Source organism: Kosakonia arachidis, from assembly GCF_900116535.1.
Taxonomy (GTDB): Bacteria; Pseudomonadota; Gammaproteobacteria; order Enterobacterales; family Enterobacteriaceae; genus Kosakonia; species Kosakonia arachidis.
In genome coordinates, this window is record NZ_FPAU01000004.1 from 128226 (window position 1) to 140482 (window position 12257).

Annotated in this window: 8 protein-coding genes; 6 read left to right on the top strand and 2 right to left on the bottom strand. The window is 51.8% G+C overall.

What is annotated here, in order from left to right; genetic code table 11:
* Positions 1-12: 12 nt before the first annotated feature.
* A complete protein-coding gene (gene rcsD, locus BM427_RS15565) occupies positions 13-2682 on the bottom strand; it encodes a phosphotransferase RcsD (protein WP_090122993.1) in 2670 nt (889 codons plus the stop codon).
* Positions 2683-3517: 835 nt separating this feature from the next.
* Here rcsD and BM427_RS15570 point away from each other — a divergent pair.
* From BM427_RS15570 to mgtE, 6 genes are all read left to right on the top strand, one after another.
* Entirely contained in the window at positions 3518-4642 is a 1125-nt protein-coding gene (locus BM427_RS15570) for a porin OmpC (protein WP_090122995.1), read from the top strand.
* A gap of 93 nt (positions 4643-4735) precedes the next feature.
* Complete coding sequence (gene apbE, locus BM427_RS15575) at positions 4736-5773, top strand: FAD:protein FMN transferase ApbE (RefSeq protein ID WP_090122998.1); 1038 nt, start codon at positions 4736-4738, stop codon at positions 5771-5773.
* 72 nt (positions 5774-5845) lie between these two features.
* A complete protein-coding gene (ada, locus tag BM427_RS15580) occupies positions 5846-6904 on the top strand; it encodes a bifunctional DNA-binding transcriptional regulator/O6-methylguanine-DNA methyltransferase Ada (protein WP_090123000.1) in 1059 nt (352 codons plus the stop codon).
* Positions 6904-7554 (top strand): DNA oxidative demethylase AlkB, encoded by a 651-nt coding sequence (alkB, locus tag BM427_RS15585; RefSeq protein ID WP_090123002.1) that lies wholly within the window; start codon positions 6904-6906, stop codon positions 7552-7554. The genes ada and alkB overlap by 1 nt, the downstream gene beginning before the upstream one ends.
* A gap of 74 nt (positions 7555-7628) precedes the next feature.
* On the top strand, positions 7629-9272 hold the full coding sequence (locus BM427_RS15590) for a multidrug ABC transporter permease/ATP-binding protein (RefSeq protein ID WP_090123004.1): 1644 nt from the start codon (positions 7629-7631) through the stop codon (positions 9270-9272).
* Between the two features lie 145 nt (positions 9273-9417).
* Positions 9418-10854: a magnesium transporter gene (gene mgtE, locus BM427_RS15595; RefSeq protein WP_090123006.1), complete on the top strand. Its 1437-nt coding sequence runs from the start codon at positions 9418-9420 to the stop codon at positions 10852-10854.
* On the opposite strand, the gene BM427_RS15600 is transcribed toward mgtE, so the two are convergent.
* Positions 10817-12052: a SulP family inorganic anion transporter gene (locus tag BM427_RS15600; protein ID WP_090123009.1), complete on the bottom strand. Its 1236-nt coding sequence runs from the start codon at positions 12050-12052 to the stop codon at positions 10817-10819. The genes mgtE and BM427_RS15600 overlap by 38 nt on opposite strands.
* Positions 12053-12257 lie beyond the last annotated feature (205 nt).

Consider the following 12257-nt stretch of genomic DNA (forward strand, 5'->3'; position numbering starts at 1 on the left):
TAGGCTACCTTGCTACAGCAAGCTCTTGACGTAAGCGTCAATGTCGCTGATGTAATTTTCTATGCCTGGAGCATCGCTTTCACGAATTAATTGCTCCAGCGTTTCGCACAACTGCTTACCAGGTACCAGATTTAGCATAGCAAACACACCTTTCAGGCGGTGTGCTGTCTGCGCCAGCGCAGCGAAATCGCGTAACGCTGATTCAGTATACAACCTCTTAACATCATCGGGTACTGTGTCAACAAACAGTGCATAATAGCCGCTGGCATGGAGTTCCGCGTTTTCATCACCTCCCAATGGCGATTCCGGTACATCTTCCTGCGCCAGTTGCTCTTCTATAAGCTGCAATATTGCTCCCTGCATTGCATTGCTCATATTAAAGTTAACGCGCAATTGGCCTGGGCCAATTTTCCGCACACCGGCCTCATCATCGCTTAAAAGCAAGCCTGAGGCTGTAAGATTAGACGGATTATCTGTCAAAAAGAGATCATATTCTTGACTTGAAAGACGTTCATCTGGGGAAATACAGCTTGCTCCCCAATTTTCCAATTGGCGAACTACAATATTGCGGATTTCATTCGAAGTGATGTCAATCATCGCGACAACATCATCAAGCAATTTCTCTTCGCTTTCAACCTGCGATGAGCGGGCAGCCATCCTGACATGCAAAGAGTAGCGGGTACCGAGATCTTCCCTGGCCTTAATATTCAAATGCCCCCCGAGTTTTCTGGCTAGCTGATCGCACAGCCAGAAGGTGAGGGCGTTCGCTTTTCCGTACTGATCGCTCTGTGTATCGTTAAGGAACGGGAAGTGCAGATTGTCAATTTCGCTGGTATTTACGCCTGTGCCAGTATCCAGAATACGGAAGGTCAAACGATCCTCGGCGGATTCATCCATATTCACTTCAAGGGTAATTTTACCCATTTGCGTAGTCGTCACCGCGTACTGAATCAAAAGCAGTAGGATCCGACGTAACGCGTCACGATCGCCGTGGCGCTCCTCGTTAGCCGGAAGCGGGTTGTTGATCAACAATTGCAGGCCTTTACGCTTGATCACTGGCAGAACTTCCGGCACCACTTCATCAATCAGGTCCTGAATGGAGAACACGGCAGGCGAACCTTTCCAGCTATCGCTTTCCAGCATATTGGCCAGCTGAATTTCATCCACCAGTTGTACCAGTCTGTCGGCATGATCGGCAACGAGATTGCCTTCTTTGTTTTCTAGAGCGGCAGCTTCGGCAGCGAGGGCTTTTACCGGCTGTTTCAGCGAGTCAGCCAGGTTATTCATAAAGGTGGCGCGACCTTGTTGATTCTTCTCATACAGACGCTGCGCTTGCTTCAGCTTCTTATTGACCAACACTTCGCGGTCCTGGTCGCGAATAATAAAGATCTGCGTACGTGAGGCCACCTGGCTGCGGAACTGGCGTATTTCATACAGCTCATTATTTATGGTGGCCTGGATAACGCCCTGGTGCTGATCCGCCATGGCGGTAATATTTTGCAGATTCAGGTGTGGTAGCAGATGATCGGCTATTTTGTTGCTTAGCACCGTTCGGTTAGCTTCCTGATCGTGTACTAGCAAGCCAAGTGGCAGCAGCGAGACAATCTCTTCGTTGAAAGCTCGCAGCACGCGTAGCTCGTTGTTTGCGCCTGGCGCAGCCAGGTTATCCGTCTTCCGCCCTGGTTGCTGACGGAAGGTGGTGTAGCCAAACAGCGCCAGCGCCAGCAGCCCAATATTCAGCAACAGCGGTAAAAGGATGTTTTGTAGCGTGTCGAGCAGCAGCGTACCGAAAGGAACCTGCCACACCAGGCGCAGCCCGGTACCGTTCAACGCAGAAGCGATCTCAATACGCGAGCTATTAAAGTTAACACTCACATTATCTGTGGTCTCTTTATCCTGCCCGCGAGTGGCACTTTGCGTGCTATCAGGGTCAAGACGGAAACTGTCCAGTGACATGCCCGGTGGGATCAGATCGTTAATTGGCAAGTCAAACGCAACCACGGTCGCCAGATGTCCCGGCTGGTTAAACGTGGTACGCAACGTAAAGTAGTGGCCATTCTGCCAGGCCAGACGGCGCAAGGAAGAAAAGCTTTCGCGCTCATCAAGGGCATTAGCTTGCTGCAACATTTCTGCGCGTCGGGAATCGACGATATTGCTGATTGTAGAATCTTTAAAACCCGAGGTAAGATCTTTAAGAGGCAACGTCGAAACCAGAATCATGCTGTTATCCTGGCCATTCAGATAGTACATCGACCATGGAACGGTCTCGGCGCCCCACAGTGTATCGAGATACGTTGAGATGCGCTGCGTCATCTCCAGCGTGGAGCTGTCGTGTGAACCGAAAATTAGCGCTTCCGTTTTGCGCCGCGGTTTTTCGAGGTAATAGACGTCCTGTTTCAGGCGTGTTTCCTGTAAACCTTCGCTCGGTGTGCTTGCCGGGGCCGCAGCAATATTGTCATAGATCTGCCAGGTGGCATACCGCCATGTGTCGATACGCTTATGGATGGCATGCGTAATATCGACGATTTGATAACTCTTATCTTTCAGCCAGGCGTTGACCGCACTCTGGATCATCACCCCCATCGTTACCAGCAGGACAATAATCAATAAGAGGAAGAAACGGGTAATGTTGCCCGGTATCAGGGAAAATTTGCCAGGAATCATTGTGTCAGATTGACTCATTCTTGTGTGTAACCCGTTAGACAACACTGCAGGTGACGCTCAGCATCCGCTGAAACAATGTTGCTGCCATACGTAACTACCGCCTGTCGTGCGCGGACTACAAACAGATGTGTTGCAGAGCAGTGTACTGCAGGCAGTATATCGGTTAATGAGTGAATTTCCAGACTCTCTTTTCAGCCATTACTCACACGATGTGGGTTTTTGTCCCTCATTTAAACGAAGCGGGGAAAATGTACAAAATATGGAGATTGTACAAATATTTCTCAGGTGTGAACAAAAAGAACGCAATAAATAACAAGAAATTAATTAATGTGTTAAGTCAATAAGATAAATCTGGCACGTTTGTTGATTAATTAATAACCGTTACAAATAGTTATTATGTGTAGATTATTATTCAAGTTAAGTAAATAAAGGTAAAAAAAAACCGAATGCAGGGCATTCGGTCATAAGAGGGGTAAACAGACATTCAGATTCGAATGACGGTAATAAATAAAGTTAATGATGATAGCGTGATGTATTTTAGTGACGATCATCGATTTGGTTTTTGCATTCAGTGCTATCATTTGTTTTTTATTTAACAGTTTGTTTTTTATGGTATTTTTAAATTTATTTGATTATTTGTGCGATATTAATTAGCTATTTGTGCTATAAAAAAGTTCCCCTTTATTTACAAAATGAAACATCTATCATTAAATATGAAACATCTTCAAAGTTTTAGTATCATATTCTCGATGGATTATTTTTCTATTTTAAGGACAATGAATTTGCCAACTGGTTAGAGGGTTAATCAGTACGCAGTGGCAAATAAAAATGCATATAACAGAGGGTTAATAAAATGAAAGTCAAAGTTCTGTCCCTCCTGGTGCCGGCTCTGCTGGTAGCAGGCGCAGCGAATGCGGCTGAAGTTTACAACAAAGATGGCAACAAATTAGATCTGTACGGCAAAGTAGACGGTCTGCACTATTTCTCTGACAACAAAGGCCTCGATGGCGATCAAACTTACGTGCGTTTCGGCTTTAAAGGCGAAACTCAGGTAAACGATCAGGTTACGGGCTATGGCCAGTGGGAATATAACGTTCAGGCTAACAATACTGAAAACTCAAGCGATCAGGCATGGACCCGTCTGGCATTCGCAGGTATCCGCGTTGCTGACGCTGGCTCTTTTGACTACGGTCGTAACTACGGCGTAATTTATGATGTAACGTCCTGGACCGACGTTCTGCCGGAATTCGGCGGCGATACTTACGGTGCAGATAACTTCCTGCAACAACGTGCTAACGGCGTTGCCACCTACCGTAATACCGATTTCTTCGGTCTGGTTGATGGCCTGAATTTTGCCTTGCAGTATCAGGGTAAAAACAGCAGCGGCGAAAATAACTCTAATGGTCGCAGCCTGGTTGAAGAAAACGGCGACGGCTACGGCGCGTCTGTGACCTATGCTCTGGGCGCAGGCTTCAGCGTCGGCGGCGCAATGTCCTCTTCCAAACGTACTGCTGACCAGAATGCAATCAGCGACGGTCTGTACGGCGAAGGCGATCATGCTGAAGTGTACAGCGGCGGCCTGAAATACGATGCCAACAATATCTATTTGGCGGCACAGTACTCTCAAACCTATAACGCAACTCGTTTTGGTTCTTCTTCTGATGCGGTCTACGGTTTTGCTAACAAAGCGCAAAACTTTGAAGTGGTTGCACAGTACCAGTTCGACTTCGGTCTGCGTCCGTCCATCGCTTACCTGCAATCTAAAGGTAAGGATATCTCCAACAATACCGGTACCGTTAACTTCGGTGACCAGGATATCCTGAAATACGTCGATGTTGGCGCGACTTACTATTTCAACAAAAACATGTCTACCTATGTTGATTACAAAATCAACCTGCTGGACGACAACACCTTCACCCGTTCTGCCGGTATCAATACCGACAATGTCGTTGGGGTGGGCCTGGTTTACCAGTTCTAAGTTCGCAACAACAATTGCTAAGGCGCCGCAAGGCGCCTTTTTTGTTGCCCGTTTTTTGATGTACGCTTGCCACCATCAAGGAGATAACAGGTAATGACAATGACTATTTTCCGCAGCTTTGTGGCCGTTGCGCTGCTGCTATTGGCTGGCTGTGAACGCAGTGAACAGACACAATCAACTGTGCTGGAAGGTAAAACGATGGGCACGTTCTGGCGTGTCAGTCTGGTCGACATGGATGCACAGAGGGCGCAGGCGCTACAGCAAAAAATTCAGGCGCAACTGGATGCTGATGATCATCTAATGTCAACGTGGAAGAGCGATTCTGAGCTAATGCGCTTTAATCACACGACCAGTACCGCGCCCTGGCCGGTCAGCGCTGCAATGGCGGATCTTGTGACCCTCTCTTTGCGTGTTGGGGAAAAAACGGATGGCGCAATGGATATTACGGTTGGGCCACTGGTGAATCTGTGGGGATTCGGTCCGGATAAACAACCGGTAGTCAGCCCAACACAGGCGCAAATTGATGCGGCAAAAGCCCGTACCGGCTTGCAGCATCTGACGGTGATCAACCGCTCCGGGGAACAATTCCTGCAAAAAGATCTGCCGGATCTGTTTGTCGATTTATCGACAGTCGGTGAGGGCTATGCGGCGGATCATCTGGCGCGGCTTATGGAGCAGGAAGGTATTGCCCGCTATCTGGTTTCTGTTGGCGGCGCACTTGTCAGCCGGGGTCTGAGTGCGCAAGGCCAGCCGTGGCGGGTGGCGATCCAGAAACCGACCGATCGTGAAAATGTTGCGCAAGCCGTGGTCGATATTAACGGTCATGGGATCAGCACCTCCGGAAGTTATCGCAACTATTACGAGCTGGATGGCAAACGTATTTCGCATATTATCGATCCGAGCACCGGGCGTCCCATCGATCACCGCCTGGTTTCAGTCACGGTGATTGCCCCAACGGCGCTGGAAGCGGATGCCTGGGACACTGGTTTAATGGTACTGGGTACCGATAAAGCCAAAAAAGTGGTGATGCGCGAAGGGTTGGCGGTATTTATGATTATGAAAGAGGGCGACGGTTTTACCACCTGGATGTCGCCGCAATTTTCCGCATTCCTGGTCAGTGAAAAAAATTAAAACGCAAGATTGCGGGTGTCGGGTTCTGCACAAGTGTGCACAGTGGGGCTAAGCTTAAATAAGGAGCCTGACATGAACGAGACTTTACTTGATGAACAGCGCTGGCAGGCGGTGCTGGCGCGCAACCCGCAGGCTGATGGTGAGTTTGTTTTTGCAGTGTTGACCACCGGCATCTTCTGTCGCCCGTCCTGTCGCGCGCGACACGCTCTGCGCCAGAATGTGTGTTTCTTCCCGGATGCCGATAGCGCTGCTGCTGCGGGTTTTCGCCCATGCAAACGGTGTCAGCCCGATAAAGCGCATCCGCAACAACAGCGACTGGATAAAGTGGCTACCGCTTGTCGATTGCTCGAGCAGGATACGCCTGTGACCCTCGATCAACTGGCGGCCAGTGTAGGCATCAGTTCGTATCATTTTCATCGTCTGTTTAAATCCGTGACCGGGATGACGCCGAAAGCCTGGCAACAAGCCTTCCGCGCCCGGCGCCTGCGCAACGCGCTGGCAGAGAGCGACACGGTGACCGATGCCGTACTGGCTGCGGGGTTCCCCGACAGTAGCAGCTACTATCGGCAGGCCGATGCTGCGCTGGGAATGACGGCGCGTCAGTTTCGCCGTGGTGGTGACGATGCTGATATTCGTTATGCGCTAAATGACTGTTCGCTGGGGCGCTGCCTGGTGGCCGAGAGCGAACGGGGTATCTGCGCCATTTTACTGGCTGACAGTGATGAGCAACTGTTGGCAGAACTGAATACGATTTTTCCTCATGCCCGGAACGTGCAGGGCGATGAGGCGATGCTTGCGCGCGTCGCGCAGGTGATCCGCCGTCTTGATCGTGTGGATGCGCCATTTACGTTACCGCTGGATTTGCGCGGCACGGCTTTCCAGCTTCAGGTATGGCAGGCGCTGCGCGAGCTTCCCGCTGGTGCAACGATCAGCTATCAGCGTCTTGCACAGCAAATGGGAAAACCGGGTGCGGTGAGAGCGGTGGCCAGTGCCTGCGCAGCGAATAAACTGGCGATTATTATTCCTTGCCATCGCGTGGTACGCGGCGACGGCGCACTCTCCGGTTATCGCTGGGGAGTTGCGCGTAAAGCGCAACTGCTGCAACGAGAAGCGAAAAAAGAGGAGAGTTAATGCTCGATCTGTTTGCCGATGAAGAACCCTGGCAGGAGCCGCTGGCTCCTGGTGCTATGGTGCTGCGCCGTTTTGCGCTGCCGCATGTGGAAGCGCTGATGCGTGGCATTGCTCAGGTGATCAGCCAGTCACCGCTGCGCCATATGGTCACGCCGGGTGGGTATACCATGTCCGTGGCAATGACCAATTGCGGCAGGCTAGGCTGGACGACTAATCAACACGGTTATCTCTACGCGCCTGTCGATCCGCAAACGACTCAGCCGTGGCCGGAAATGCCGACTGCGTTCGCGGTGTTATGTCATAAAGCCAGTATCGCGGCGGGCTACCCTGAGTTTCACCCGGATGCCTGCTTGATCAACCGTTACGTGCCTGGTGCGAAGTTATCGCTGCATCAGGATAAGGACGAACCTGATTTGCGCGCGCCGATAGTCTCTGTTTCGCTGGGCTTACCGGCTATTTTCCAGTTTGGTGGGTTGAAGCGTAACAATCCACTGCAACGATTGATGCTGGAACATGGCGATATTGTTGTGTGGGGCGGTGAATCACGGCTCTTTTATCATGGCATAGCGCCGCTGAAAGCGGGCTATCATCCGCTGACCGGTGAGTGTCGTTACAACCTGACATTCCGCCAGGCAGGTGAAAGCGAATAAAAATAAGAATTATTCTTGATGTAAGGCGGTAGCCGTTTAAACTGCTGGCTGTTTTTGTTGACCGGGCCGTTGTTATGGAACTCTTTCTCCTTGTCTGGCGCCAATATCGCTGGCCATTCGTGGCGGTACTGGCGCTCTCTCTTACCAGTGCCGCATTCGGCATCGGGCTGATCGCTTTTATTAACCAGCGTTTGATTGAAACCGTCGATATGTCATTGACCGTGCTGCCAGAATTTCTCGGCTTGCTGCTGCTGTTAATGGCGGTGACACTCGGCTCGCAACTGGCTCTGACCACGCTCGGCCACCATTTCGTTTACCGCCTGCGAAGTGAATTTATCAAACGGATCCTCGATACACCGTTGGAGCGCATTGAGCAACTGGGCAGCGCGTCCCTACTGGCCGGGTTGACCAGCGATGTGCGCAACATCACTATCGCTTTTGTACGTCTGCCGGAACTGGTGCAGGGCATTATTCTGACTATAGGCTCGTGCATTTATCTGGCCATGCTATCCGGCAAAATGCTGATGATCACTGCACTGTGGATGGCGCTGACCATTTGGGGCGGCTTTATTCTTGTTTCCCGCGTATATAAACATATGGCGACGCTGCGCGAGACGGAGGATAAGCTTTATAACGATTTCCAGACGGTGCTGGAAGGGCGCAAAGAACTGAATCTGAATCGCGAGCGTGCCGAACATATTTTTGAACAGATGTACCTGCCGGATGCGCGCGAGTACCGCCACCATATTATTCGTGCCGACACTTTCCATCTCAGCGCCGTCAACTGGTCGAACATTATGATGCTCGGCGCGATTGGCCTCGTGTTCTGGATGGCAAATAGCCAGGGCTGGGCGGATACCAACGTCGCGGCAACCTATTCGCTGACGCTGCTGTTTTTGCGCACGCCGTTGCTTTCGGCGATCGGCGCATTGCCGACATTGTTGAGTGCACAAGTTGCTTTCAACAAACTGAAGCATTTCGATCTGGCACCGTATCAGCCCGTATTTCTGCGGCCACAGGTTTTCCCCGGCTGGAAAACGCTGGAGCTGCGCAATGTGACCTTTAAATATCAGGAGAATGATTTCTCCGTCGGCCCGATCAACATGACGCTGAACCGGGGCGAACTGGTGTTTCTGATTGGCGGCAACGGCAGCGGTAAATCAACGCTGGCGATGTTACTGACCGGGTTATATCAACCGGTTTCTGGCCAGATCCTACTGGATGATAAACCGATGGCGCAGGATCGTCCGGAAGATTATCGCAAGCTATTCTCGGCGGTGTTTACCGATGTCTGGCTGTTTGACGATCTGCTCGGGCCGGAAGGTAAACCAGCGGATCCGGCGCTGGTCGATAAGTGGCTGGTTCAGTTGAAGATGGCGCACAAACTGGAACTGGACAACAGCAAGATCCTCAATTTGAAACTCTCGAAAGGGCAGAAAAAGCGCGTGGCGCTGCTGCTGGCGCTGGCGGAAGAACGCGATATTCTGTTACTTGACGAATGGGCAGCCGATCAGGATCCCCATTTCCGCCGTGACTTCTATCAGGTGTTGTTGCCGCTGATGCAACAGATGGGGAAAACCATTTTTGCCATCAGCCACGACGATCACTACTTTACTCATGCCGAGCGCCTACTGGAGATGCGCGATGGCCAGTTGACTGAGCTGGTAGGTGAAGAGCGTGCGCAAGCTTCCCGCGATGCCGTCTCCCACACAGCCTGAGCAATGCGTCCCCTTCGATTGAGGGGGATGTTTGCTCGCTTTTTCGCCAAATGCCCTACCGTTTATTATTTTTTGCAAAAGCTGCCGCTATGCTTAAGGCTATTCGGCCCCGGTTTCAGGGCGCTTTGCATTCAGGGAACGACTCATGTCATTAAGCAAAAAAAACAGCGTCAAACTGCGCGACGAGGAGCGAGCGCGCCTGATTTGGTTGCTGATCACCCATAAACCGCTTACCGCCTCGCTGCTCGGACAGCTCACCCTCGCTGAGCAGGTTGACAGCGCTGCGCTGGAGCAGGATCTGGCGGAGGTTAACACGCTGGTCTCCCATTTGCCTCCGCCGGATCTCGCCGATACGCTGGAGGCCTTGCCAGTGGATGAACGCCACGCATTATGGCGGCTGGTGAGCGATGATAAACGCGGTAAAGTGCTGCTTGAAGCGTCGGAAAATGTCTGGGATGACCTGATCGATGAGATGAGCGACCGCGCACTGATCGATGCCCTGCAAACGCTGGATATCGACGATCAAATCTGGCTGGTGCAGCATCTGCCACGTAACCTCACCGGTCGCTTAATGGCGACGTTACCGCGCGCAGAGCGTAACCGCATGCGGGAAGTAATGCGCTACGGCAAAAACTGTGTCGGCGCGATTATGGAGTTTGAGGTGATCTCCGTACGCTCTGAAGTGACGCTGGCGGCGGTTCAGCGCTATCTGCGACGGCTCGGCAAAATGCCGGACAACACCGACAAACTTTTTGTTATTGGCCGCGATAACCGGTTGATGGGGGAGTTGGCGCTGCAAACAATTTTACTGAATGCCGCCGGAAGGCGGGTCAGCGAAGTGATGGATGCGGATCCGGTGGCCTTTTCTCCGGAAGAGGACGCGGAAAAAGTGGCGCGAACCTTCGAGCGCGACAACCTGCTTAGCGCGGCAGTGGTCGATGATAACGGAATGTTAATGGGCCGTCTGACCATCGATGAGATCGTCAATGTGGTCTATGAAGAGACCGACAACGATTTGCGCCAGATGAGTGGTCTGAGCGCCGAAGAAGACGTGTTTGCCCCGGTAAGTAAAGCGGTAAAAACCCGCTGGGCGTGGCTGGCTATCAACTTGTGTACGGCGTTTATCGCCTCGCGCGTGATCGACGGTTTTGAACACACCATTTCTCAACTGGTTGCGCTTGCGTCGCTGATGCCGATTGTCGCCGGGATTGGCGGCAATACCGGCAACCAAACTATTACCATGATTGTGCGCGCACTGGCGCTACAAAACATTCAGCCGGGCAACTTTGCTTTCCTGATTATGCGTGAACTTGGCGTTGCGTTGATTAACGGTCTGGTGTGGGGCGGTATTATGGGCTGCATCACATGGTGGTTGTACGACGATGCGGCGCTGGGCGGCGTCATGACGCTGGCGATGGTGCTGAACTTGCTGATGGCAGCGTTGATGGGCGTGTTGATCCCGATGATCATGACCCGGCTGGGGCGTGACCCGGCGGTTGGCTCCAGCGTGATGATTACCGCTATCACAGATACCGGCGGCTTTTTTATTTTCCTTGGGCTGGCGACGCTGTTTTTGCTGTAACGTTTGCTGCTTTACGCCACTTCGGCGGCGTGAGCGCCAGTGTGACCAGCCCACCCAGTACGCCAATTGCCAGGTTCCCGGTACTGACGGTAGCGACCACTGTGACCAACATCACCACCGTTTCCATGAGTTGCGCTTGCTTAAGCGTTACGGGTTGCAGACTGCGCCAGTTAAAGGTTTTAAAGGCAACGATGGCCATAATGCCCGCCAGCACAACCATCGGAATTTTCGCCATCACGCTACTGAGCGCTGTCACAAGCAGCAAAAGCACCAGCGCGGCGGCCAGCGTTGAGATGCGCGTGCGACCTTTGCCCATCTCCACATTTACAATGGTCTGACCGATCATCGCACAGCCCGCGATCCCACCGTAGAGCCCTGCAAGAATATTGGCGATGCCAAGCCCGGCGCTCTCGCGGCCCTTGTGCGAAGGTGTATGGGTTAAATCGTCAACCAGTTTGGCGGTCAGCAGAGACTCCATCAAACCAACAAAAGCGATACTCAGCGCGCAGGGCCAGATGATACTCAATGTCTGCCAGTTGAGCGGCACCAGAAATGAGGTCAGTCCCGGCAGCCCGCCTCGCATTGGGCCTTCATCGCCCACGGTCGGCAGGAGCTTTCCGCTGAACAGGGTAAATGTGGTGAGTAACACAATGGCGACCAGTGGTGCAGGGATGTTTTTTACCCAGCGCGGCAACCACAGCACAATCAAAAGTGTCAGTACGAACAACGTCAGAATTAGCGGGTCTTTGCTCCAGAAATGGGGGATCTGTGCAAAGAAGATCAGAATGCCAAGCGCGTTGACGAAACCGGTCATCACCGCATGAGGAATAAAGCGCATCAGCCGCGCCATACCGCTCAGGCCGAAGAGAATTTGAATCACCCCCGCCAGTAAAACCGCCGGAAGAATGTATTCCATACCGTGTTGGTTAACCATAGGACCGATAACCAGAGAGACTGACCCCGCTGCCGCTGTCACCATTGCCGGACGTCCGCCCAAAAAAGACATGCTCAGGCACAGCACGACTGAGGCAATCAGGCTCACTTTCGGGTCGACACCGGCAATCACCGAGAAAGAGATCACTTCTGGGATCAGCGCCAGTGCAGTGATCACCCCCGCCAGGCATTCACGGGTCAATAAGGCTGGGGAACGCAGAACATCGATGCTGCGGTTTGCCGGGGGGGATAATTTTACAGTCATAAAGGTTCGCAGGCCGGGGTAGCTTTCAACTATAGGGGCGCAAACGACATTGGTGCGTTTGACAAAGCGCAAAAGAATAGCAGATTTTAACCGCTGTGGGTCAACAATAAGTGTTAAATCTAATCCGTAAAATCAACTTATTAATAACATTTATACAATGAATATTTAATGTTTAAACATTATTTAAATCTCACTTCTTAAGTGC

Excerpts from the sequence above, each read along its gene's own strand:
- rcsD (WP_090122993.1), bottom strand. The coding sequence starts at position 2,682 with ATGAGTCAATCTGACACAATGATTCCTGGCAAATTTTCCCTGATACCG.
- BM427_RS15570 (WP_090122995.1), top strand. The coding sequence starts at position 3,518 with ATGAAAGTCAAAGTTCTGTCCCTCCTGGTGCCGGCTCTGCTGGTAGCA.
- apbE (WP_090122998.1), top strand. The coding sequence starts at position 4,736 with ATGACAATGACTATTTTCCGCAGCTTTGTGGCCGTTGCGCTGCTGCTA.
- ada (WP_090123000.1), top strand. The coding sequence starts at position 5,846 with ATGAACGAGACTTTACTTGATGAACAGCGCTGGCAGGCGGTGCTGGCG.
- alkB (WP_090123002.1), top strand. The coding sequence starts at position 6,904 with ATGCTCGATCTGTTTGCCGATGAAGAACCCTGGCAGGAGCCGCTGGCT.
- BM427_RS15590 (WP_090123004.1), top strand. The coding sequence starts at position 7,629 with ATGGAACTCTTTCTCCTTGTCTGGCGCCAATATCGCTGGCCATTCGTG.
- mgtE (WP_090123006.1), top strand. The coding sequence starts at position 9,418 with ATGTCATTAAGCAAAAAAAACAGCGTCAAACTGCGCGACGAGGAGCGA.
- BM427_RS15600 (WP_090123009.1), bottom strand. The coding sequence starts at position 12,052 with ATGACTGTAAAATTATCCCCCCCGGCAAACCGCAGCATCGATGTTCTG.